The 23,937-nt window shown below is 67.0% G+C and carries 19 protein-coding genes and 1 pseudogene; 5 read left to right on the top strand and 15 right to left on the bottom strand.

Annotated elements, in window-relative coordinates:
* The first annotated feature begins 95 nt into the window (after positions 1-95).
* Together AC27L4_RS33040 and phnX are read left to right on the top strand one after the other, a co-directional pair.
* The gene (locus tag AC27L4_RS33040; RefSeq protein WP_487146949.1) at positions 96-1,220 is read left to right on the top strand and encodes a TIGR03364 family FAD-dependent oxidoreductase; all 1,125 of its coding nucleotides are present in this window, start codon (positions 96-98) and stop codon (positions 1,218-1,220) included.
* Between the two features lie 9 nt (positions 1,221-1,229).
* A complete protein-coding gene (gene phnX / locus AC27L4_RS33035; protein WP_487146948.1) occupies positions 1,230-2,033 on the top strand; it encodes a phosphonoacetaldehyde hydrolase in 804 nt (267 codons plus the stop codon).
* 86 nt (positions 2,034-2,119) lie between these two features.
* Here phnX and AC27L4_RS33030 read toward each other — a convergent pair whose 3' ends face one another.
* Positions 2,120-2,641: a hypothetical protein gene (locus tag AC27L4_RS33030; protein ID WP_487146947.1), complete on the bottom strand. Its 522-nt coding sequence runs from the start codon at positions 2,639-2,641 to the stop codon at positions 2,120-2,122.
* A 140-nt stretch (positions 2,642-2,781) separates the two neighbouring features.
* Between AC27L4_RS33030 and AC27L4_RS33025 the strand changes: the two are divergent.
* Positions 2,782-3,901: pseudogene (locus AC27L4_RS33025) on the top strand (ISAs1 family transposase).
* A gap of 424 nt (positions 3,902-4,325) precedes the next feature.
* On the opposite strand, the gene AC27L4_RS33020 reads toward AC27L4_RS33025, so the two are convergent.
* Together AC27L4_RS33020 and AC27L4_RS33015 are read right to left on the bottom strand one after the other, a co-directional pair.
* Positions 4,326-5,738 carry a DUF1254 domain-containing protein gene (locus AC27L4_RS33020; RefSeq protein WP_487146946.1) on the bottom strand — a complete coding sequence of 471 codons (1,413 nt, stop codon included), beginning with the start codon at positions 5,736-5,738 and terminating at the stop codon, positions 4,326-4,328.
* Between the two features lie 371 nt (positions 5,739-6,109).
* Entirely contained in the window at positions 6,110-6,508 is a 399-nt protein-coding gene (locus AC27L4_RS33015; RefSeq protein ID WP_487146945.1) for a hypothetical protein, read from the bottom strand.
* Between the two features lie 207 nt (positions 6,509-6,715).
* On the opposite strand from AC27L4_RS33015, the gene AC27L4_RS33010 reads away from it, so the two are divergent.
* Positions 6,716-6,976 carry a DUF3302 domain-containing protein gene (locus AC27L4_RS33010; protein ID WP_487146944.1) on the top strand — a complete coding sequence of 87 codons (261 nt, stop codon included), beginning with the start codon at positions 6,716-6,718 and terminating at the stop codon, positions 6,974-6,976.
* The gene (locus AC27L4_RS33005; protein ID WP_487146943.1) at positions 6,973-7,914 is read left to right on the top strand and encodes an HlyD family secretion protein; all 942 of its coding nucleotides are present in this window, start codon (positions 6,973-6,975) and stop codon (positions 7,912-7,914) included. Before AC27L4_RS33010 ends, AC27L4_RS33005 begins: the two co-directional genes overlap by 4 nt.
* 212 nt (positions 7,915-8,126) lie before the next feature.
* On the opposite strand, the gene AC27L4_RS33000 is transcribed toward AC27L4_RS33005, so the two are convergent.
* The 12 genes from AC27L4_RS33000 to AC27L4_RS32945 all read right to left on the bottom strand — a co-directional run bounded on the left by AC27L4_RS33000 (position 8,127) and on the right by AC27L4_RS32945 (position 23,779).
* Entirely contained in the window at positions 8,127-9,632 is a 1,506-nt protein-coding gene (locus AC27L4_RS33000; RefSeq protein ID WP_487146941.1) for a calcium-binding protein, read from the bottom strand.
* A gap of 290 nt (positions 9,633-9,922) precedes the next feature.
* Positions 9,923-10,903 (bottom strand): aldo/keto reductase, encoded by a 981-nt coding sequence (locus AC27L4_RS32995; protein ID WP_487146940.1) that lies wholly within the window; start codon positions 10,901-10,903, stop codon positions 9,923-9,925.
* 55 nt (positions 10,904-10,958) lie between these two features.
* The gene (locus AC27L4_RS32990) at positions 10,959-11,780 is read right to left on the bottom strand and encodes an aldo/keto reductase (RefSeq protein ID WP_487146939.1); all 822 of its coding nucleotides are present in this window, start codon (positions 11,778-11,780) and stop codon (positions 10,959-10,961) included.
* A 413-nt stretch (positions 11,781-12,193) separates the two neighbouring features.
* A complete protein-coding gene (locus AC27L4_RS32985; RefSeq protein WP_487146938.1) occupies positions 12,194-12,457 on the bottom strand; it encodes a DUF6368 family protein in 264 nt (87 codons plus the stop codon).
* A gap of 128 nt (positions 12,458-12,585) precedes the next feature.
* On the bottom strand, positions 12,586-13,341 hold the full coding sequence (locus AC27L4_RS32980) for a FadR/GntR family transcriptional regulator (protein ID WP_487146937.1): 756 nt from the start codon (positions 13,339-13,341) through the stop codon (positions 12,586-12,588).
* 400 nt (positions 13,342-13,741) lie between these two features.
* Positions 13,742-14,965: a M24 family metallopeptidase gene (locus AC27L4_RS32975; protein WP_487146936.1), complete on the bottom strand. Its 1,224-nt coding sequence runs from the start codon at positions 14,963-14,965 to the stop codon at positions 13,742-13,744.
* Complete coding sequence (locus AC27L4_RS32970) at positions 14,962-17,031, bottom strand: hydantoinase/oxoprolinase family protein (RefSeq protein WP_487146935.1); 2,070 nt, start codon at positions 17,029-17,031, stop codon at positions 14,962-14,964. Before AC27L4_RS32970 ends, AC27L4_RS32975 begins: the two co-directional genes overlap by 4 nt.
* Before the next feature lie 13 nt (positions 17,032-17,044).
* Positions 17,045-18,964, bottom strand: a complete 1,920-nt coding sequence (locus tag AC27L4_RS32965) for a hydantoinase B/oxoprolinase family protein (protein ID WP_487146933.1) — start codon at positions 18,962-18,964, stop codon at positions 17,045-17,047.
* Between the two features lie 123 nt (positions 18,965-19,087).
* On the bottom strand, positions 19,088-20,086 hold the full coding sequence (locus tag AC27L4_RS32960; protein WP_487146931.1) for a sugar ABC transporter substrate-binding protein: 999 nt from the start codon (positions 20,084-20,086) through the stop codon (positions 19,088-19,090).
* Between the two features lie 152 nt (positions 20,087-20,238).
* Positions 20,239-21,246: an ABC transporter permease gene (locus tag AC27L4_RS32955; protein WP_487146930.1), complete on the bottom strand. Its 1,008-nt coding sequence runs from the start codon at positions 21,244-21,246 to the stop codon at positions 20,239-20,241.
* On the bottom strand, positions 21,246-22,808 hold the full coding sequence (locus AC27L4_RS32950; protein ID WP_487146929.1) for a sugar ABC transporter ATP-binding protein: 1,563 nt from the start codon (positions 22,806-22,808) through the stop codon (positions 21,246-21,248). Before AC27L4_RS32950 ends, AC27L4_RS32955 begins: the two co-directional genes overlap by 1 nt.
* A 65-nt stretch (positions 22,809-22,873) precedes the next feature.
* The gene (locus AC27L4_RS32945; RefSeq protein WP_487146928.1) at positions 22,874-23,779 is read right to left on the bottom strand and encodes an NAD(P)-dependent oxidoreductase; all 906 of its coding nucleotides are present in this window, start codon (positions 23,777-23,779) and stop codon (positions 22,874-22,876) included.
* Positions 23,780-23,937 lie beyond the last annotated feature (158 nt).

Genomic DNA, 23,937 nt, shown 5'->3' with positions numbered 1-23,937 from the left:
TTGCATGAGCGTTACTCTCGCCCAGATGAAGGCCGTCGAGGCGCTGTCGCGAACAGGCAAATTCGCCGCCGCTTTGCAACGAAGAGCACGGGACCATGAAGGACAGTTTTGATCTCGTCGTCGTCGGCGCAGGCATCGTCGGCCTCGGCACGGCGCTGGCGGCGGCGCGCAAGGGCAGGAAGGTCGCGGTCGTCGAACGCAATGCCCGGGCGGTCGGCGCCTCGATCCGCAATTTCGGCTTCGTCACCGTCTCCGGCCAGAAGGCCGGCGACCATTGGGGCCGCGCCCGCCGCTCCCGCGACGTCTGGACCGAGATCGCGCACGAGGCGGGCATCGAAATCCTGCATCGCGGCCTCGTCATGCCGGCCTATCGCCCGGAGGCGGAAGACGTTCTCGAGGCCTTCCTCGCCACGCCCATGGGCGCGGACTGCCGCCGCCTGACGGCTGCGGAAGCACGCGAGCATGTTCCGAGCATCCGCGCCGAGGGCATGCGCGGCGCGCTCTACAGCCCGCACGAACTGCGCGTGGAATCGCGGGAAGCCATCCCCAAGCTCGCCGCCTGGCTGGAGAAGAAGCACGGCGTCGCCTTCTACTGGAACACGGCCGTCGCCGGCATCGACGGCGACCGCATCGAGACGAGCCGCGGCACGCTGGCCGCCGACGCCGCTGTCGTCTGCCCCGGCGACGATTTTTCCACGCTCTTTCCCGAGCGCATCGCGCCCTACGGCCTGAAAATCTGCACGCTGCAGATGCTGCGCGTGGCGCCGGCGACGCCGGTCCGCTTCGGCGCCGCCGTGATGTCGGACCTGAGCTTCGGCCGCTACGAGGGCTTTGCCGACCTAGCCGAAGGGCGCGTGCTTTCGGCAAGGCTGGACGAGGAACGGGCCGAGATGCGCGCCGCCGGCATCCATGTCATTGCCGTGCAGTCTTCGGACGGATCGCTCGTCGTCGGCGACAGCCATGTCTATGGCGATGCGCCCCGGCCCTTCGCCGAGGAACGGGTCGACGATCTCATCCTCGCGGCCTTCGACGAGCTCTTCGACCTGCCGGGCCGGCGCGTCGCCGCGCGCTGGGTCGGCACCTATGCTTCGGCGAGCGACCGCGTCGTGCTGATCGACCGGCCGGCGGACAATGTCCGCCTCGTCATGGTCACCGGCGGCACCGGCGCCTCGACCGGCTTCGCCCTCGGCGAGCAGGTCGTTTCCGACATCTTTGCTTAGGAGAGCTCCATGAGCCGTCTCAAGGCCGTCGTCTTCGATTGGGCAGGCACGGTCATCGATTTCGGGTCCTTCGCGCCGATGGGCGTCTTCGTCGAGGCGTTCCGGCGTTTCGGCCTGAGCGTTTCCATCGCCGAAGCCCGCGAGCCGATGGGCCGCCCGAAATGGGATCACATCGAGGCCATGCTCGCCCAGCCGCGCATCAGCGCCGCCTGGGCCGAAACGCACGGCCGCGCGCCGTCGCGACAGGATATCCAGGCCGTCTACGACGTGTTCGTGCCGTTGAACGAGGAGGTCGTCGGCGACTATTGCGACCTCGTGCCCGGCACGCTCGAGACCGTCTCGGCGCTGCGCAGGCGCGGCCTGAAGATCGGCTCGACCACCGGCTATACGCGTTCGATCATGGCTCGCGTGCTGCCGGTCGCCGAAAGGCAGGGCTACGCGCCCGACAACCTCGTCTGCGCCGGCGACCTGACGCATGGCCGCCCGACGCCGATGAACATGTACAAGTGCTTCCTCGACCTCGATGTCTGGCCGGCCTCGGCCGTCGTGAAGGTGGACGACACGGGCGTCGGCATCGACGAGGGGCGCGAGGCCGGATGCTGGACCGTCGCCGTCGCGCTCTCCGGCAACGAGGCCGGCGTCACCCCAGGCGAACTCGCCGCCCTTCCGGACGCCGGGCGCACTGTGCTGCGCGAAAGGGCAAGCGTCGCACTGCGCCGCCATCGGCCGCACTATGTCATCGACACGGTCGCCGACCTCCTTCCGGTCATCGAGCAGATCGAATCGCGCATGCAAAGGGGTGAACACCCCTGAAGGCCCGCGGCCCCGGCGCCTTCGCCCCCGGCGTCAGGCGAGCAGGAAATCTGCCGCGCTCAGCTGCGCGGCGCTGGTCAGTCCCGTCAACGTGATGTCGATGTCGGTGCTGCCATCGCCGTTCGCGTCCACCAGTACATGCCTGCCGTCCACCCGCGCTCGGTGTTGCCCGTCGCCGTGAAGGCCGAGGCGCCCCGATACGCAAAGGTGCCGGCGAGCAGTCCCTGCAACACCGGCCGGTCCCCCTCGCCCGCCCCGCCGGCAAACGCCGTAAGGCCGCTGAAATCAGTGATGGTGTCCAGGCCGTTGGCCGTGCCGGCGAAGACGAACCGGTCCGCCCCGCTGCCGCCGGCCAGCGTGTCGCCGCCGCCGTTGCCGTTCAACACGACATGGGTGGTACCGCCGACGACGGTGACGGTGTCGGCGCCGTTGCCACCGTCGACGGTGTAATAGGCCCGGCCCTCATCGCTGGGCGTCAGCTTGTTGCCCGCGCCGGAGAGAGTGATCGTGCTCGTGAACACGTCGGCATTCGACAGGTCGATGGTCCCGGCCGTCGAGAGCGTGATGGCCCCGGTCTGGATGTATCCCGTGAATACATCGAATTGCACGGCGGTCAGGGTAACGCCCAGGGCTGTTCAACGCTAGGATCTTGGTGATCAGCGAGTGTGGGCTGGAGGCGAAGAAGGCTATTCCCTCGAAGCATTTTGTCCGAATCTATGGGGAGCAACCGTTTGTGAGGGTTGCTCCGATGCCGAGCGCGTTGTTGTCGTTGTTTTCCCAGATCCCCGATCCGCGTCGTGGCCAGGGTCAGATGTACCCGCAGGCGCCGATCCTGCTGTTCACGGTGCTGGCGATGCTGGCCGGCGCGCAGTCGTATCGTCAGGTCCATGCCTTCATCCGCGCCCATCTCAAGCGCCTGAACGCCGCGTTCGGGATTTCGGTCCGAAAGGCTCCGGCCTACTCGACGGTGCGCGTCATCATCCGCGGCCTGGACGCGGCCGAGGTTGAGACCGTGTTCCGCCAGCATGCAGCCGGATTGCTCACGCCCGCGGCCGAAGGCGGCGCCATCCCGGCCTGCGTGGCCATCGACGGCAAGACGCTGCGCGGCAGCTTCGACGCCTTCAACGACTGCAAGGCTGCCCATGTGCTGAACGCTTTCGCCAGCGATGGCCAGATCATCCTCGGCCACCTGGCGATCGACGACAAGAGCAACGAAATCCCCGCCGCCCAGGACTTGATCGTCACCCTCGGCCTGACCGGGCGCCTGTTCACCCTTGATGCCATGCACGCCCAAAAAAACCTTCGCGACGGCTCTGGCGACCGGTAACCATCTCCTGGTCCAGCTCAAGGAGAACCAGCCCAATCTGGACGCCGACGTCCGCGCCTTCGCCGACACCCGCCATCCCAGCGACACCGTCTCTTCGCGCGACATCGCACGATCCCGCCAGGAGCATCGCACCGTGCACGTCGTTCCCGTCGGCGACGCCCTCGCCGACAGCGAATGGCCCCCCTTCGTCAAGACCATCATCCGCGTCACCCGCCAGACCTGGCTTCGCCAAGCCGCCACCGGCCTGTGGACGCAACGCGGCGAAGTCGCGTTCTATATCTCCTCCGCCCAAGGCCTCGCCGCAGCCGTCTGGGCCGAAATCGTCCGAGGCCACTGGGGCATCGAGAACCGCAACCACTATGTCCGCGACGTCTCCTGCAACGCGGATCGCAGCCGCATCCGCCACAATCCCGGCATCATGGCTCGCGCCAGAAGCTTCGCTCTCAACATCCTGCGACACAACCGCATCGCCAACGTCGCTCAAGCCCTCTGGAACGGCACCCTCAGCCTCGATCTCATCCTCGCATACGACGCTCTGTAATCAGCGTTGAACGGCCCTGCACCACTCCCAGAGACACGATCGAAAACCATAATCAGTGGTGGCTCACTTCTCGCTGAAAAACCCGGTTCACTTCTCACCGGAAATCAACATACAAGGTTATTCTCGGCCCCAAATCAGTTGCTTGACGGCGTGGTAACGGGGAACTCGACCATGGTTTCTTCTGACCTTTATCCAATGAACTGGTGCCGTCCTCCAATCTTCATTTAGAGGGGTACAGCGTAGACGTAGCTATCATCATCACCCGGTATGGCGCGCCATTTCACCATTGGAGATTCGAACTCCGCGTGTGAAATGGAGCGAGCGACGATGTCACGGCGCCTCGACGTGGGAGAGCGTTGCCGACAGAAAGACGCCGCTATCAAACCGGCGAGTGAAGCTCTTAAGCGCCGATCGATTCCAGCAGTCAATCCACCCGTTTCACCGCTGGCAGCCGATAGCTCCCATCTAGGATCGGTGTCTGCGATCCGTACAGGCGCATGGTCAGATTGAAGCTCCCGGTCGGGGCCGGTAGCCAGTTTGAGGTGTCTTCCGGTCGTTCGTTCTGGATGAGTATCGTGATCGAGCCGTCTGGATCGGTCTTCAGGCCGCCAGTCGTGCTGCCGATGCTGTAGCGCTTGAAGTCGTTCTCGACGAAGAACTCGTGCTCGTCATACATGCTCATATTCCAGAAGACCGACACCGGCGGCGTCTGGCCCTTCTCGAAACGAAGGACATATTTATGGGCACCGGACAGGGGCTCGCTTTTGTCGTCCACACGTGTGTTTGGGTAGAGTATTTCTTCGGGGACGTTGGCTCCGGTCAGGTTCGCCGAGAAGGCGGCGCGCATGGCATAGTCAAAACCGGCCCGACCGCCGCCCATCGTATAACGCCAACCATTTACGATCTGAGCGGAGTTGGCAAAAGTGTCTTCGATGATCGCGTTTACCGCCACCGCCGCTCGCGCCAGCCCCCGCCTTGTCGGTTCGTCGAGTTCTTTCCAATCGAACCCTTTCGCAACACTCAGGCCGATCCGCTGCGCCGCCCCCACATCGGGATCGGAAAAATCGTCGCTACGCGACAGGAAGGTCTTCATCCCGAAGCCGATCTTCTCGAACAGCTGCAAGGGCTCCGGCGCGGTCGGCACGAACACGAATCGCTCGTAGTCGTATTTCGTTGGAGCGTCGAACCGCAGCCCCTGCTTCTGAAAGACCGAGAGCGGCAGCAATTGGAAGCCCTGCTGCACGGCCCTGGCGGCCGGTAGATCGGACTCGCCGTTGACGAAGATACGGTTGGCGACCACCGCCAGTCGGGTGCGGACCTTGATCTCGCGCATACCGGCCGGGATTGCGCCGTGATAGTCCGGCCCCGTCAGCAGAAACAGGCCAGGCTCGGGGCCTTTGCCCCCGCCGATGTTGTAGACGACCTGGTCGTAGTAGTCACCGATTTGCACGATCGTCCAGCGCGGCTCCGTCAGAACGGGAACGTTGACAACAAACGGCTCCCCGCTCAAGTCGGCGGCGGCATAGGCGTCAATTGAGACGTTGTTGGGAGTGTTCACAAACTTGTCCGCCGCCGTCTTCAGATCGGAAAACTTGCGGAAGTAGTTAAGGCCAACGGCTCCTGCCTTCAGTCCAGCGGACAACGTATTGACGTTGTCAACGAATGGGCGACCCCAGAGCGCGACCTGGACGCCAGCAGCATAAGCATGCTCCTCTCGCGCTTGTTCCGCCGTCAGCGGCGGGCTCTCCTGCGTCGATGCCGACTGATCAGATTGTGGCGCAGCGGGACCACAGGCGATCAACACCGAAACCACAGCGGCAGTGGCTGTACGAAGCACGGCTGTTCCTCCGGTTGGTGCCGATCGTCAAACCCAGCTAAGCTAGGAAGCCTAAAGGAACCAACAGAAGGACGTTACAGTAAAATCAATTCCCGTCTATCGGTCGATGAAAAAGACGCTGGCCGCTGCCCCTAACACTGTCACTTGGCGGGATTGCCAGTTCGCTTCCGCACATGCCGACCCCGTTGTGGAAATTACATCGCACCTACAATGACATAGCGGTGCCCCAGGTAAGAGGGGCAAAACCCCGGGCAGGTGTCGGCGAAACGGGTATTGAGAAGGCAATACGGCCAAAAAAACTCTGTGCTTTCAACGGCACGATTCTCGTTGTGACCCGATGCCTTGAGTGTGTGCCCGGGGTTTTGCCCCTCTTACTGCCCCAGTTTGGTCCCGTTCAGGGATATCACGACACGATCGAAGTCCAAATGAAACGGTCTTGGCACAAACTGCATAACGCTTTTCGAGAAAATCCCTCTACAAATCGCCTGGGCGCGCAGACTCATGCGTGCCGCAGGAGGAAGAGCCATGAAACAAGCCGGATTTGCGAAGGCTGCACTGGTGGCGTCGCCTGCCTTGGTCGCCGCCCCTTTGCCGGCGCTTCCGGCCCAGGCCCGGGCCGATGCGTCCAGCCCGCCGAACGCGCCGAGCGCACGATCCGGCGCCGCGCGGTCGAAGCTGCCATCTGAGGCATGCCCATTGTCGCCGCGGATGCCATTCGGCAGGGCCTCCTGCGCGACCTGCATGCCAACGACAATGACATCGCCTTCCATTCGAAGCCGGCCGACTGGAAATTCCAGACGACGGCGCCGAACGCCTCCACCTATTGCCGGTCGCGGCAAGCCAGCCCTCCAACCGGCTGATGCGCCTCTACTTGCCCGATCTCGACAGCGGCTGGACGCCGCCGCCGGTGAAGCGAGCCCAATAACGCCTGGGTACAACGACCGCCTTGAAACGGCTTCGGCCTTGGGAAAATCCTGATGTCCGGTCTCGATATCTTCGCCTGGATCGTCCTCCTGATCCTCGTCGCCAGCACGGTCTTCGTCATCGTCTTCATGGCGATGTGGCCGGGCATCGTCGCCAAGCGCCGCAATCATCCCTGGGCCGAGGCCGTGACCATCGGCGGCTGGGTGACACTGTTCCTCGGCTTCGTCCTGTGGCCGATCGTGCTGATCTGGGCCTATGTCGACGTGCCGCCGAGAACGCGCAACGCGGTGGCCGAAGAGGAGGCGGCCCGATGATCGTCGCCTTGCTCAACAGCTATCTCCTCCTGCTCTTCATCCTGGTGAAGCTCAAGATCGTTCGCTTCAACCTGTTCTGGAAGGCCTCGCCGGTCCTCGTCTTCCTGCTCCTGCTCATCGGCCTGTTCATCCCGATGGGATGGGGGGCGCCGCAAGGGCCGGCGCTCGTGGTGCGCCATTCGGTGGCGATCGTTCCGGATGTCGCGGGCGAGGTGATCGACGTGCCCGTCCAGCCGAACCAGCCGCTCAAGGCGGGCGATGTCCTGTTCCGGATCGATCCGGCCCCCTTCCAGGCGCAAGTCGATGCGCTCATGGCACAGCTCAAGCTTCAGGAGACGCGGCTGGCCCAGATGACCGAGTTGCAGACACATGGCACCGGCCGCAGCTTCGATGTCGAGCAGCGTCAGGCCGAGGTCGATCAGCTCCGGGCCCAGCTTGCCGGAGCGCAGTGGAATCTCGACAAGACGACGGTGCGGGCGCCCTCCGACGGCTACGTGACCAATGTCGCGCTACGCAAGGGGGCGCGTGTCGCGAGCCTGCCTCTGTCGCCGGTCATGGCTTTCATCGAAACCGCCGACACGATCGTCGGCGTCGAGATCAACCAGATCGATACGCGTTACCTGGCTCCCGGCCAACCCGTCGAACTGACCTTCAAGCGGACGCCGGGAACCGTGCAGACGGGCACGGTCACGAGCATCCTCCAGGCGGTCTCCACCGGGCAGGTCGCGACCTCGGGACAGGCGGTGACGCCGCGAGCCGTGCAGGCGGCGCCGTTCGTGGTGCAGGTCCGGCTCGACGACGAGGCCTTTGCCAGGTCACTGCCCGCCGGCAGCGCCGGGGAGGCTGCGATCTTCACGGATCACGTCACGTCGACCCACGTCATCCGAAAGGTCCTCCTGCGACAGATCGCGATTACGAATTACGTGAACCCGTTCTAGAGCAAAGCGCGTTTTGGTGGAAACGCGCTTTGCTCTAACTCCTTGTTTCGACGCGTCTTTGCGACTTGACGCGATTCCGTCAAAACGCAAAACGCTTTAGCGAAATCACTACAGCCGACTTGTGCCGGGAGAATCCGCGGCCCGAGGCCGGTTGCCACAGCGCAAGCGAGCCGCCCGGGGAGCGTCGTCCCGGCGCGGCGTCGGCCCCGTCCCTACAGGATGAAATCGCCGGCCTGGAGCGACGCCAGGGCCCCATGGAGAGCGGAAACGCGGATGGAGAAGTCGACCAGGCCGTCGCCGTTGGTGTCGCCATGGATGAACACATCGCCGGCCTGCACGGTGTAGCGCAGTTCGCCGGCATGGCCGGTGAAGCGCGCCGCGCCGATGAAGTCGAAGGCCTGGTTCCCGGCGCTGGTGACGTCCGCGTCGACCGCGGCGAGGTCGATCCTGTCGCCCTGGCTCGCGTCGAAATCCAGGATCAAGTCGCGGCCGGCGGCGGAATAGACGCTGTCGGCGTTGTCGGCGAAGACGAAGGTGTCGGCCCCGGCCCCGCCTGTCAGCCGGTCCGCGCCGGCTCCGCCGATCAGGATGTCGTCGCCGGCGCCGCCGAACAGCGTGTCATTGCCCGCGCCGCCCGAAAGGGTGTCGGCGCCGGCGCGGCCGTCGAGCCGGTCGGCACCCGCCAGGCCGGCCAGCGTGTTGGCGCCGCTATTGCCGGTCAGGCTGTTGGCGAGCCCATTGCCGGTGCCGGCGCTATCGGCGGTACCGGTCAGCACCAGGGCCTCGACGTCCCCGGTGACGTGCAGCGTATCCGACAGGTCGAAACTGACGGTCGAGTAGACCTTATCGGTGCCGGACGTCTCGACGATGCGGTCGGCAGCGTCGTCGACGTAGTAGGTGTCGTTGCCGCCGTTGCCGATCATCTGGTCGGCGCCGGTGTTACCCGCCAGCGTGTCGGCCCCGGCTCCTCCGGTCAGGACATCGTCGCCTTCGCCGCCCCGCAGGACGTCGCTGCTGGCGAGAAGACCGGCCGCGTCGTTGGCATAGAGGTGATCATTGCCGGCTCCGCCGTAGATCTGGTCGCTGCCGAGATCGCCATAGATGACATCGTCCCCGGCGTCCCCGAACAGGACGTCGCCGCCGTCGCCACCGTGAATGAGATCGGTTCCGGTACCGCCGGAGATGAAATTGCTCAAGGCGTTGCCGGTGATGATGTCGTTGCCGGCGTCGCCGAGGGCGTCCTGACCGATGTTTATGTCTATCGTGTCGTTGCCGTAGCCGCCAGTCGACAGCTCGCCAGGGTTAAGGCTGACTATCGTGTTGTCGGCGGCCAAATAAAAGCTAATCGCCGGCACTGTCCGAACGACTGCAAGAGTGTAGGATCCGATGCCGCCTGAAGAATCGGCGATCTGTATGAAATATGTCCCCGTAGTATCCGGGGTGAAATTGTTAATATAACTATCACCTCCAGCCGCAGAGACATCGCTTGATAGCAACTGATGCCCGTCTTTGTCCAAAAGCACCATTTCCGCCGATCCGCCGCTCGGTCCGGTCGTATCCATGCTGCCGAAGAAAGTGTAAGCAGTGCCTGCGGTAAGGGTCACCTTGACCCAGTCGACATCGCCCGCACTCTCGATGTCGCCGCCATATGTGGCACCGCTGGACGGGCTTCCATCGAACGCCGCGGTCGTGGTGGTGTCTGCAGGAATGTCGGCCATCGTCGCGCTCCTCGCTCTGCCGGTGGTGGCCGCTGGTCTCACCCGAGCCGTCTCGGAGCGCCCTCCGTTACCCATCATGACCGAACGGCAGGCGCGCGCAAGGCGTCTGCATTTCATTCCGCCTTCGTCGTGCCCGCGACACCTCGGCGCGCGCCGTGCCGAGCGTTACCCTGCTACGGCGTTCCTCTCCGCAGCCATCGGCAGGGTCGGCTTCCCGGCCCATGACAGACCGAGTGCGCCGCTGCCGGGATCGACGGCGCGGATGCCGGCGGACTTCTCCTGCAGCCCGCTCAGGAAAAGCCCGTCACCGCATGCGGCACATAGGGCTGCTCGAGGGCGGCGATCTCCTCGGCGGTGAGCGTCAGCGACAGCGCCGCCACCGCGTCGTCGAGGTGCTCAGGCCGGGTGGCGCCGACGATCGGCGCGGTGATGCCAGGCTTCTGCAGCACCCAGGCCAGCGCCACCCGGGCCATCGGCACGCCGCGCGCGGCGGCGACCCGCGCCACCGCCTCGACCACCCGGCGGTCGGCCTCGGCGCTGGCGGCATAGAGGCCCCTGCCGAAGACGTCCGTCTCCGAGCGGGCGCTGGCCTCGTCCCAGCCGCGCGTCAGCCGGCCACGCGCCAGCGGGCTCCAGGGGATGACCCCGATGCCCTCGGCCCGGCACAGCGGCAGCATCTCGCGCTCCTCCTCGCGGTAGAGCAGGTTGACGTAGTCCTGCATGGTGGAGAAGCGCGTCCAACCGTGGCGGTCGGCGGTGTAGAGCGCCTTGGCGAACTGCCAGGCATGCATCGAGGAGGCGCCGATGTAGCGAGCCTTGCCGGCCTTCACCACGTCGTGCAGCGCCTCCAGCGTCTCCTCGATCGGCACGTGATCGTCCCAGCGGTGGATCTGGTAGAGGTCGACATAGTCGGTGGAGAGGCGTCGCAGGCTGTGGTCGATCTCGGCCAGGATCGCCTTACGCGACAGCCCCGCCCCGTTCGGTCCCGGCCGCATCCGGCCATGCACCTTGGTGGCGATCACCACCTCGTCGCGCCGGGCGAAGTCGCGCAGCACCCGCCCGACGATCTCCTCGCTGGTGCCGTCGGAATAGACATTGGCCGTGTCGAAGAAGGTGATGCCGAGTTCGAGAGCCTTGCGGATGAAGGGGCGGCTCTCCGCTTCCCCGAGCGTCCAGGGGTGGTTGCCCCGCTCCGGCACGCCGTAGCTCATGCAGCCCAGGCACAGCCGCGACACTTCCAGGCCCGTGCGGCCCAACCTGACGGTTTCCATGATGCTCCCTCCGCAAGTCCCGGCCGGGCGAGCCGAGGCCCGCCCGGCGGCGTCGTCAGTTCAGCCGGTCGGGGTCCGGCCCGATCCGGCCGCGCGGGTCGTCGAGCCTGCCGATCGCCGCCAGATCCTCGGGCGTCAGCTCGAAGTCGAAGACGTCGAAATTCTCGCGGATGCGCGCCGGCGTCACCGATTTGGGGATCGCCACCAGCCCGTTGTCGAGGTGCCAGCGGAGCACGATCTGCGCCGGCGACTTGCCGTGTTTCTTCGCCAGGGCCGCCAGCGCCGGCTCCTGCAGCACCGTCCCCTGGCCGAGCGGGCTCCAGGACTGGGTGACGATGCCCGCCTCCTGGTGGAAGCGCCGCAGCGCCGCCTGCTGGAAGCGCGGATGCAGTTCGACCTGGTTCACCGCCGGCACGATGCCGCTTTCCTCGCGCAGGCGCTCGAGCAGGGGAATGGTGAAGTTGGAGACGCCGATGGAGCGGATGCGGCCTTCGTCCCGCAGCCGGGCAAAGGCCCGCCAAGTGTCGAGATAGCCGCCGCGCTGGGCCACCGGCCAGTGGATGAGGTAGAGATCGAGCACCTCCAGCCGCAGCCGCGCCATGCTTTCGTCGAAGGCGCGCAGGGTCGAATCATAGCCCTGCCGGTCGTTCCACAGCTTGGTGGTGATGAAGAGCTCCTCGCGCGGCACCGACGCCTGGGCGATGGCGTCGCCCACCCCGTCCTCGTTGCCGTAGATCGCCGCCGTGTCGATCAGGCGATAGCCGGCCCGGACCGCCTCGTCGACCGCCCGAACGGCGTCGTCGTTGGGCACCTGCCAGACGCCGAAGCCGAGCTGGGGGATGGAGCGGCCGTCGTTGAGGGCAAGGGTTGTCGTCATCGCTTCGATCTCCTCCTTCAGGTTCGGCCCGCCGTCCGCCCGGCAGAGCCGGGCGCGCGCGACATCATGGGCTCCATGCCGGCATCCGCCTGTTTCCTGGAGCGCATGATCCGGGGGGCTGGATGCGGCGGGGCGTTGCCCGCAGACATAAGCCGTTTGCGGGCGATTGCCAGAGGCCTGCGGGTTTTCCCGGAGGCAGGCGGGTGCGGCAAGGCCTGTCGATCCGCCGCGGTTCGGCCCCGCCGACTGCGCCCATGCTTCGACATTGACGCCGATAGCCCGCAAGGCGCCCTCGGAGAAGGCGCGGTCGTCCCCAACAGGGACATCCGCCATGTCCTGTCCGGGAATCGTCGACCCGTCCGGGGGGATGATCAGGCCTGTTCCCCGTCCCGGCCCTGCGGTTTCCCCTCCCGTCACCCGATCATGCGCACATCCGGACGCCGCAGCCAGCCCGGCAGGACCGCCGCATCCGCCACATGGCGCGCCGGCCCGCCGCCCTCGTCCCCCGAATGGGGCACGGCGATCACCTTGCCGGCCATGCCGCTCGTGAGCCGCCCAGCCTCCGCAGGCTCGTCCGACCGGATGCCGGACCGGCGCAGGAGGCGCGGCCGGAGCAGGCCACCCATGTCGATGACGCCGCCAGGCCGCTCGGCGACGGCGAGGGGCGGCTCGACCATCGGAGCATTGCCCCCTGATCGGAGAGCATCGCCTCTCTTGGAGGCATCGTATACGTCGGCGGCAAATTCGCCGATATCATGTTCAATGCCGGGTCAAATGCAATTCCAGTCAATCCAGTGAATAAACATCATTTTTCGGCAAGCTGGATATCTTTCAACAGACCGTTTTCGATTGATTCCAGATGCGACTTCATCGCGACAGAGGCCGCGACAGCGTTGCATTCCTCGACTGCAGAAAAAATTTCTTCATGCTGCGCAATATACAAATTGCCATTTCCTCGAAAGGATCGAGCTTCCTGCTTGATTTTCTTCCATGTCCCCTGAGCCATGACATTGACTATTTTTTGAACAAGCATCACAAAAACTGCGTTATGTGTTGCCTTGGCAAGACTCAAATGGAACTGGCGATCGACAGCGGCCGTATCTTCTCCGGCCAGAAGCAGCTCTCTCTGCGTCTTTATATTATTGGAAAGATCGTCGATGTCCTGGCGACGCCTATTTTTGGCGGCATGTTCAGCAATGGCAGGCTCCAAAGCCAGGCGGGCAAGGATGATATCCAGGGGATTTTCGTCACCGACGATTGCGGCTTCGGCCCGTATTGCGGCGGCTCTGGACAAGGCATCCTCGGTGACATACGTGCCGCTCCCGTTCCGGACTTCCAGGATTCGCCCGTGCTCCAGAATTCGAATGGCCTCTCGCAGCGAATTCCTGCTGACTCCGAACCGTTGAGCCAATTCCCGCTCGGCAGGCAAAGCCTGCAGCGGCTTGAACACGCCCGTCCTCACGGCGTCAAAGATCTGATTGGAAATCGATGTGGATACGCGCGCTCGGTTGATCGGGCTCGTCTCGAAAGTGGGCTGGGTGTCTCGATCGGATGGCGCCATTCCAATTCTCACTCTATTAGGAATACCAGACGAACAAGCAGGAAATCAAAAGACGAATATGGGCTACCTTCCCAGCAGTCAATGCATCGGCCAAGCCTGTTCCCGGGGAAGACGGAGCTTTAATTTTCGCATTTGACTCTTCGCTGTTTGGAGTGAGTGAATCTTCCCGTAACGTTTGTTCCGGATTCTGTCATCGCGCGGATGGCTCAAGTCAGGAACGGCCACGCGACACCGACGTTCAGGCCACCAGGCGCAGGGGGCATGGGTCGAAACGCGGCCTCGCGGCGATCGCCGAACTCATCACCGGCGACGTCCTCGACGCCAGGCCCATGTGTCGCGTCCCTTCGATCGCCCTCGACGCAGGGTGTCGTCGAGGCGGCGATCCGCAGGGCACGCTCCGTCAGACCAGCACCACGCGTTGCTCGAGGCCGTGCAGCGGTGCCGACGCGCCGTCCGGCTCGATGAAGACGCTGTCGCAGAGCAGCATCGACATCCCGTCGATCGCATAGACCGGGTGCACGACGATCATCATGTCCCGCTCCAGCGTCATCGTCTCGTCGCTGCGGATCAGCGGCCGCTCGACCAGGTCGTAGCCCTGGCCGTGGGCGTGCAGGCGCCGCTCCGGCGGCCGGCCGTGCTCGGCCAGGAACTCATTGTAGGAGGCGAACAGCCGCGCCGGCGACGCGCCCGGCCGCAGGCCGCTCGCCGCGTGCCGCCAGGCGCGCAGCGTGAAGTCGTGCTCCTCGATCAGCCGGTCGTCGGCATCGCCGATCGCGACTGTCCGGCCGAGCTCGCCGTAGAAGCCGTCCTCGCCGCAGGCCTCGATGATCACCGTCATCCGGTCGCCCCGCCGGAGCACGCGGTTCTGATGCCACGCCGGGTTGAGGCCGGCCGGCTCGCCGACCGGCGCGGAGGCGATCATGTTCACGCCGCCGATGCTGCCATGGGCCTGGGCCGCCGCGTTCGCCGCCGCCACCACCTCCCACTCCCGGCGCCCCGGCTCGATCGTCGCGATCGCGGCCTCGAAGGCCGCCCGCTGCATCGCGATCGCCTTCATGATCGCGGCCCGCTCATAGGGCGACTTGACCGCCTTGATCGGGTCGACCAGCTCGGCGGCGTCGCCGAGCTCGGCCTCCGGCAGCTCCGACGTCAGGTGCTGCCACCAGCGGTACGGGAACTGCGCGGCGCCGACGATGCCGATCCGCCCGCGCGCGAACGGCCGGAGCGCCTCGACGATCCGCACGGGATCGTAGGTTGCCGTGTACGACGCGCTGGCGTAGCTCCACGTCGTCATGATCCGGCCGACGCCGGGAAAGCGGCCGTCCTCGCCCGGCGCGAGCTCGCGGGTCGCGCCGTGCGGGCCGGTCATGATCAGCGTCATCGGCCCCTCGCGGGGAAAGACGACCGTGACCGGGTAACCCCAGGCCGTCGGCAGGTCGCAGAACCACTTGACGTAACCGCCCAGGCAATCGACGTGGTTGTGGACCACGAGGGCGTGGACCCCGGCCGTCTCCATCGCCTGCCGGACGGCGGTCCACCGCCGCTCCAGCTCGGCCGGCGGTGTCGGGACGCGAACCCGCTCCGAGAACGGGATCGTGTCGTCGTTCGGCCGCCGGGGGCTCATCGCCGCTGCTCGATGTCGATGTGGTAGTCGCCGTACGGGTTGACCGTCAGGCGGTGCCCGCCGAAAAGCACGATCGTCGTCGTCGGCAGCTCGACGATCGCACGGCCCTCGATCACCATGCCCGGCCGGAACAGCCCCCCGTCGAACACCGGCGTGTCGACGAAGCCGCCATCCGCCGCGAAGTGCGCCGGACGTGAGCCCCGCAACGCCGGGCTCGGATCGGCCGAGGCCGCCTCGGCCGACGCCAGCTGCGACGCCGGCAGCTTGCCGGTGGCGTTGACGCGCCAGCCGTTGACGTCGACCGTCATGTCCTTGCGGTCATAGTTGTAGAGCTGCTTGTGCCGCGCGTGGAAGCCGTCGGTCAGTTGCGCGACCGCCGCCGCGTCGAACACGCCCGCCGGGGCCGGGATCGTGATCTCGTGCGCCTGGTGCGGATACTTGGCGTCGACCTCGCGCTCGAGCACGATCGCATCGTCCTCGAAGCCCTGGGCCTTCAGCTCGGCGACCGCCCGGCGCTCCATCTCCGCGAAGATCCGGACGACCTCGTCGGCGTCGATCGACGCGGTGTTCATCGGCCGGGTCGTGAGATAGCCGTGGCGGACGTCGGCGACCAGCATGCCGAAGGCGCACAGCGTGCCGGCCATCCGCGGGCAGATCGCCTTCGACATCCCGAGGTCCTCGGCGATCTTCGAAGCGTGCGTGCCGCCGGCGCCGCCGCCGACGACCGCCATGTACCGGCGCGGGTCGATGCCGCGCATCACCGAGACCGCGCGCATCGCGCCGACCATCTCGGTGTTGACCACCGCGTAGATCGCGGCGGCGGCCTCGTGCACGCTCATCCCGAGCGGCTCGGCGACCGTCCGGATCGCGGCCTCGGCCGCCTCGACGTCCAGGCGCATCCGGCCGCCGAGGAAGTTGTCGGGGTTGAGATAACCGAGCACGACATTGGCGTCGGTCACCGTCGGCCTGGTCCCGCCGCGGCCGTAGCAGGCCGGGCCGGGGGCGGCGCCCGCGCTCATCGGCCCGACGCGGAGCATGCCGCCGCCGTCGACCCAGGCGATGCTGCCGCCGCCGGCCCCGATCGAGTGCACGTCGACGGCCGCCACGCCGAGCGGCACCTCGCCGATCTTCAGGTCCGTGCTCATCGGCGTCACGCCGTCGCTGACGAGGCTGACGTCGAAGCTCGTGCCGCCCATCTCGACGAGCATGAGGTTGCGCTCGCCTTCCTCGTCGCCGATCGCGGCCGCCGCCGCCGGCCCCGCGGCCGGCCCCGAGACGACGCCCAGCACGGGGCGCTCCTCGATCTCGGCGACCAGAGCCGCGCCGCCGGTGACCTGCATCACCAGGAGGTCCCGGCGGTAGCCGCTCTGCTTGAGGTAGGTATCGAGGCGGCGCAGATACGGCCCGAGGATCGGCCCGACATACGCGCTCAGCACGGTCGCGGCCGTCCGCGGATACTCGCGGATCGCGGGCAGCACGTCGGAGCTCAGCGCCACATAGACGCCGGGCAGCTCCTCGCCGAGTATCTCGCGCACGCGGTGCTCATGCCCGGGGTTGAGCATCGACCAGAGGAACGAGACGGCGATCGACTCGACGCCCTCCCGCCGGAAGACCTCGGCCGCGGCGCGCACCGACCGCTCGTCGAGCGCGGTGACCACCTTGCCCTGGTAGTCGATGCGCTCCGTGATGCCCAGCCGCAGATAGCGCGGCACCAGCGGCTCCGGCGGAACGGTCAGCAGGTTGTAGCGGTTCGGCTTGTGGCCGTCCCGCAGGTACAGCACGTCGCGGAACCCCTCGGTGGCCAGCAGGCCGACCCGCGGACCGTCGCCCTTCACCACGGCGTTGAGGCCGATGGTGTTGCCGTGGACGATCAGGTCGATGCCGCCGAGGAACGCCTCGACACTCTGGCCGCGCTCATCGGCCATCGCCGACAGGCCGGTCTTGATCGCCTCCTCGGGAGCGTGCGGCGTGGTCGAGGTCTTGAACAGCTCGACGACGCCGTCCTCGCCCATCAGCGCGAAGTCGGTGAAGGTGCCGCCGATGTCGATGCCCAAACGCTTGCTCATAAGCCTCTTTTCCTTACAGCGTGAGCGACGCGTCCCCGGCGGGGACGGCATCCATCTCGAAGGTGTCCTGCGGCCCGACCAGCGTCCGGTAATACGCGCCGGCGTTCGGCGTGGTCGGATCGAGCGGGCCCGGCTTGCCGCGTGCCTCGCGGATTCGGGCGCGCAGCGCGGCGGTGCGCTGCTTGTCGACCTCGAGCGTCTGGCGGTCGAGCACGACGCCGTAATCCCGCTCGGCGGCCTCGAGGCTGACGAAGCCGTCGCGGACGTCGATCCGCACCCGCTCGGGCTCGCGGTCGCACGGATCGCCGTAGCCGCCTCCGCCGGTGCCCTCGGCGCACCACAGCTCGCCGACCTCGGTCCGGAAGTACGAGAGCGGTCCGAACACCGCCTTGCTGCCGTCTCCGTTGATGCGGTACAGCGCGCCGCCATCGCCCGGCTTGCCGCCGAGCACCCCGAACGGCGGGTTGCGCATGCCGTCGCCGTAGCCGTAATTGTCGACCCGCGTCCCGACCGTGCTGACGCGGAACGACACGCCGGCCCCGCCGCGGTAGCGGCCGGCGCCCATCGAGTCGGTGCGCACCTGCTGCTCCCGGACCAGCAGCGGGTAGTGCAGCTCGATGATCTCGACCGGCGCGAACTTGAGGCCGCCGATCGCTCCCGTGGAGACCATCATCGGCCAGCCGTCGCCGGCCGCCGAGGCGCCGCCGCCGCCCGAGCCGTTGAACAGGATCATCCCGAACGGCTCCTCCTTGCCCGCGACGCGACGGTCGATGCCCGAGGAGACGCAGTTCGGCGTCACATGCGCGCAGCCGGCCACGGCCTTGTCCGGGATCGCCTGCGCCAGGCACTTCCAGACCACGTCGCTGATCACGTCGCCGGGCACGGTGGTGGCGCAGGCCGTCGCGGCCGGCCACTCGGCGTTGACGATCGTCCCCTTGGGCGCGGTCACCTCGATGTGCTGCAGGCAGCCCTGGTTGTGCGGGATGTCCGGGTCGAGGCAGCAGAGCACCGGCGTCGCCGCCGCGTTCTGGCAGGTGCCCCAGCCGGCGTTGATGCCGGCCCGGACCTGGGGGTCGGTGCCGGTGAAGTCGATCTTGACCTGGCTGCCCGCGATCGTGACGGCGCAGCGGACCGCGATGTCGCGCGCCCCCTTGCCGTCGGAGTCGATCCAGCACTCCGCCGAATAGGTGCCGTCGGGCCAGGCGCTGATCGCGGCGTCGGCGCGGCGGCTGGCGTACTGGATGATCTGCGCGCTGAAGTCGTTGAGCCGCCGGGCGCCGAACTTGGCGATCGCCTCCTCCATGCGCCGGGCGCCGGTCTTGACCGCGCCGATCTGCGACATGAGATCGCCGTAGATGAAGTCGCGGTAGCGCAGGTTCCCCAGCAGCAGCTCGAGCACGTCGCGGCGGAGCTCGCCGCGGTCGTAGATCTTCAGCGGCGAGATCTGCAGGCCCTCTTCGTAGATGTCGGTCGCCTGCACCGGGATGCTGGTGTTGTAGCCCGATCCGACGTCCATGTGGTGGCCGGTCGCGGCCGCCCAGAACAGGTGCTTGCCCTCGTGGAACAGCGGCCTGGCGATGACGAAGTCGCCGACATGCGTGTTGCCGTAATACGAGCTGTTGACGATCATCACGTCGCCCTCGCGGATCTCCTCGGGCCCGAAGAACTCCGCGATCGCCTTGATCGTCAGCGGCTGCGCGTTGATGTGCACCGGCAGGCCCTCGAACACGCACAGCGCGTTCGGCTCCGGGCTGGCGTCGTAGATCGCACAGGAGAAGTCGCGGCACTCCGAGATGATCGACGACCACGCCGAATACTCGAACGTCAGCGACATCTCCTCGACGATCGCGTTCAGGGCATTGAACACGACGGCGAAGGTCGTCGGATCCAGCAGTTCCGCGTCCGACCTGGGGGCCGCGCCGGTGTCAGTCATCTCGTCTCGTCTCCAATGGGTGTCGTGCCAGGTCGCCGGCGCGGCGCTCGTCCGCCGCGCCGGCTGCGAGGCGGCGCCTGCCGCCGACGGGCGCCGGCCGGGGACGCCGCCTCGCGAGCCGGGTCAATCGGCCCACTCGCCCTTGAACTCGGGGTGCGCCTTCAGCGACTCCTGCGTCGCCATGTCGCCGACCGGAGACTGGCCGGTCAGGTTCACCATGTCGGGGATCTTCTCGCCCTTGATGGCCTTGGCGGCGTACTCGACGGCCAGGCGGCCGATCGTCGCCGGCAGGTGGATCTGGGTGGTCGCCCAGGCCCCGTCCCGCACGCGGGCGACGCCGATCTGCCCGCCGCCCTGGCCGACCAGCACGATCTTGCGCGTGACGCTGCGCCGCTTCAGCTCCCGCTCCGCGCCGACGATCTGCTGATCGCCCGACGGGCTGGCGATGATGTCGATGCCGTCGCCCTGGGCGGTCAGCACGTCGGACATCGCCGCCATCGACTTGTCCACCAGGTAGTGGCCGTCGACCGTCGCGAGCACCTTGATGTTCGGGTGCTTGGCGAAGACCTCGTTCACCGCGTTGGCCCGCGTCTGGTCGAAGAGCGTCGTCCGGTCGCCATACATCAGGACGACCCGGCAGGGGTCGAGCTTGGCGCAGCGATCGACCACGAACTCCGCGACCATCTTCGCATCGTCGGGGACGCTGTAGCCGATCGGCGTCAGGCCCTCGACCTGCGGCCTGAAGTCGGTCGGATCCGGACCGATCGTGTGCTCGAGCGAGAAGGTCTTGACCTTCTTCTGGTAGGCCTGCTTCACCAGCGGCGTCAGGCTGGCGCCGTCGACGGGCATGATCAGCAGCGCTTTGTACTGGCCCGACGCCAGGGCGTCCTGGACTTGTGAATACTGCGTCGGACCGCTGAACTGGCCGTCGAAGAAGCGGATCGACAGCCCTTCCTTCTTCGCCTGCTCCTGGGCGGCCTTCCAGGCCGCCTGGGTGTAGCCGTTGTTGGCGCCGAATCCGAAGAACGCCAGGCGTTCCGCGCCGGCGGCGAGCGACGTCGCCGCCATGAGCGCCGCCAGCGCCGTCGCGGCGGCGATGCCCCGTTCCCGCCAGCGGCGCATGCCGGTCCGTTCCGCGCCGCGACGTGTCGTCCGGCCGGGTCTTGCGTTGTCCATGATCAATTCCCCTCTGCTCGTGTGTGTCCACGATTCCGCCGGTGGCGACGCGTCGTCGCGCGGCGCCATGGTCGAAGTGCTGCTGACGGGCGGGGTCCCTACGCCGTCCGTCGCGTCCAGGAATCCAAGGCGACGGCGACCAGGATGATGCTGCCCTGCACGATCTGCTGGTAGATCGCATCGACGTCGAGGATGTTGAAGCCGTTGCCGATCATCGCGAGCAGGAGCACGCCGCAGATCGTCCGCCAGATCGCCCCTCGACCGCCGAGGATCGAGGTGCCGCCGACGACGATCGCGGCGATCACCGTCAGCTCCATGCCGATCCCGGTCGCCGCCTGCGCGGAGCCCGACCGCGAGGCCAGGATCACGCCGGCGATGCCCGAGGCGAGCCCCGAGAGCCCGAAGGTCACCGCCCGGATCAGTTGCACGCGGACGCCGGACAGCCGGGCCGCCTCGGCGTTGCCGCCGGCGGCGACGACGTAGCGGCCGAAGATCGAGCGCTGCAGCAAAAGTCCGCAGCAGGCGGCGAAGATCAGCCAGATCCAGGCCGAATAGCTGACGCCGAGCAGCGAGCCCAGGCCGAGGTCGGAAAAGGACGGCTCGGCGACCGTGACGAGGATCCCGCCGGTGACCACGGTCGTCAGCCCGCGCAGGATCATCGCCGTCGCGAGCGTTCCCATGAAGGTGTTGACCCGGCCGAGCGTGGTGATCAGCCCGTTGCCGATGCCGGCGACGAGGCCGACCAGCGCCCCGAGCAGCAGCGCCGCGCCGACCCCGACATCGGGGGCGAGCGAGGCCGCGACCACACCCGAGAGCGCGACCGCCGAGCCGGTCGACAGGTCGAACCCGCCGGCGATGATGACCAGCGTCCCGGCGCACGCGATGATACCCGCCGGCGCCCACTGGTCGAGCACGTTGAGCAGGTTGTCGGTGGTCAGGAACGCCGGGCTCGCCACGCTCAGGAAGGCGAAGACCAGGGCGCAGGCCAGGAGGATGCCGAGCTCCTGCGCCCGAGTCCGCAGGCGCGCGGCGCGGCCGCGGCCGGCCGGCGGCTCGGGGTCGGGGAGCGCGCGCTCGGCCCGGTCGACCATGGAAGCGTCGGACATCAGCTCATCGCCTCTTCGACATGGCCGAACCCGGCCGAGAGAATCTCCAGCTCCGTCGCCGTCGCGCCGTCGAGCGACGCCGCGATCGTTCCCGCTCGCATCACCAGCACGCGGTGCGCCAATCCCAGCACCTCGTCGATCTCCGACGAGATCAGCAGCAGCCCGATCCCCTGCGCGGCGAGCGCGTGCAGCAGGCCGTAGATCCCGCGCTTGGCGCCGACGTCGACCCCCCGGGTCGGCTCGTCGACGATCAGCAGGTCCGGCCTGACGAAGGCCCACCGCGCGAGCAGCGCCTTCTGCTGGTTGCCGCCGGAGAGCGCGCCGACCGCGACGTCGAGGCCGGCCGTCTTGATGCCGAACTCCTGCACGAGCCGGGCCGCCTCCGCGTTCTCGCGACGCCGGTTGACGAACCCTCCCGCGCTGACCCGGCCGAGCCCGGCCATGGTCATGTTCTCCTTGACCGAGCGGTCGAGGAACAGGCCCTGGTCCTTGCGGGACTCGGGCAGCATCGCCACCCCCCGCCGCACCGCCTCGTTCGGGTGCCGGAACCGCTCGACGCGGCCGTTGATCGCGATCTCGCCGGTATGGTGCTTGTCGGCGCCGAAGATCGCGCGCCCGACCTCGGAACGGCCTGAGCCGACGAGTCCGGTCAGCGCGACGATCTCGCCCGCGCGGACGTCGAACGACACGTCGTCGAGCAGGTCCGGGGTGGAGAGGCCGCGCACCGAGCAGACCACCGGCGCGTCGGGCGCGGGGAACTGCTTGGGCGGCATGGTCAGGTCGGTGGCCCGCCCCACCATGCCCGTCACCAGCGAACCGCGGGTCTCCGCGGCGGCCGTCCCGGACCGCACCACGCGTCCGTTGCGCAGGACGGTGATGTCGTCCGAGAGCCGCAGCACCTCGTCGAGGTAATGCGAGACATAGATCACGGTGGTGCCCGCCTCGCGCAGCGAGAGCACCGCGTCGAACAGCACGCGGGCCTCGTTCGGGGTCAGGGCGGCCGTCGGCTCGTCCATGATCAGGATGCGCGCGTCGCGGGCGACCGCGCGCATCAGCTCGACCTTCTGCTGATCCGCCACGCGCAGCGTGCCGACGGGCACGCCGGCGGGCAACGAGATGCGCAGCCGCTCCGCCAGCTCGCGGTAGCGCTCCTTCATCCGCTCGCCCGCGAGCATGCCGAGCCTGTGGCTCTCGCATCCGAGGAACACGTTCTCGAGCACCGACAGGTACGGGACCAGGCAGAGCTCCTGGGCCATCATCGTGACGCCGGCGGCCAGCGCCTCGTGCGGCGAGCGGTAGCTCATCTGCTCGCCGTTGATCGTCAGCGTGCCCGCGTCGGGGCGGATCACCCCGGCGATGACCTTGCCGAGCGTCGACTTGCCCGCGCCGTTCTCGCCGACGAAGGCGTGCACGGACGCCGGGGCGATGTCGACGTTCACCCCGTCGAGAGCCTGGGTAGCGCCGAAGCGCTTGGAGATCCCCCGCACCGCGATCGACGCGCCCTGCCGGGCGCCGAGCCGGCGGCCCGCGTCGGCCGACGCGGGAACCGCTGCATCTGTCACGCGCCTCCGCTCCATCGTCTCTTCTCCGTCGACCGCTGCGTCACCTGGTCTGAAGGGGCGGCTGCCTAGGTCGTGACGCCAGCATTGCGCTGACGCATCTCGTCTTCATTTCGCAACAGGAAGGAGATGGCCGTGTGATCCAGGTCACCTTCCCCGAGATCCATGAGTTTCTCGAATTGGCTGCGGACGACGTCGGCTATCGGCAGATTTATGCCGTGGCGATGGGCTGCGCTCAGCGCAATATCGAGATCTTTCTTGTGCAAGCGAACGCGAAATCCAGGCGTGAAATCCTGCATTATGAAATTTCTTCGCCGCACCTCTCCTACTTTTGTTCCCGCGAGCCCGGCTCCAAGCACATCGAGCACGGTCGCCATCGGAACGCCGTGGCGCTCCGCGAGCAAGAGTCCCTCGCTCAACGCTGAAATGACCCCGGCCACCACGACCTGATTGCAGGCCTTGACCACTTGGCCGGAACCGCTGCCGCCGATATGCATGACTTTCGACGCAAGCACGGACAGAAGTGGCCTGGCCCTTTCGAAGCCCCTGTCCGTCCCTCCCACCATGATCGACAATGTGGCTTCACGGGCCCCCTTGTCGCCGCCGCTGACCGGAGCATCGACAAAATCGACCCCCATTGCCTCGCATCGGGCCGAGATTTCGAGGGCCACGGCAGGGCTCACACTGCTCGTGTCGATCAGCAGCTGGCCCTCCCGTGCGTTTTTCAACACGCCATCCGGCCCAAGATAAACGTCCCGGACCTCGATATCCGAGGGCAGCATCGTGAAGACCGCATCCACCCGCGACAGCAGCTGCGCAATATTGCCAGCCTCCTCGGCGCCGGCCTTCTTTATATTCGCCGCTGCTTGCGTGGGACGGTTCAAGATCGTGAGGGGATAGCCAGCCTTCAGGAGATGGCCGGCCATCGGCTCTCCCATCACTCCCAATCCGACAAAACCAACCCGAAGTGTCATCGCGCTTATCCTCATTCAGGAGGAAGCGGTCCTACCGCTCTACAGGTTGGTAATCCTGCGTCCGACGGCCGTCCATACCCAGAAAGGGTAGGTGGTGGTGCGAGGGGAACCGCATTCGAGCGGAGAGGAGGGCCGCGTGGAGAGATACGACGGTTTCC

Source organism: Labrys sp. Lb11 (assembly GCF_057554225.1).
Note: the sequence above shows the minus strand (reverse complement) of the source record. Positions and strands in the feature narration are given on the sequence as shown.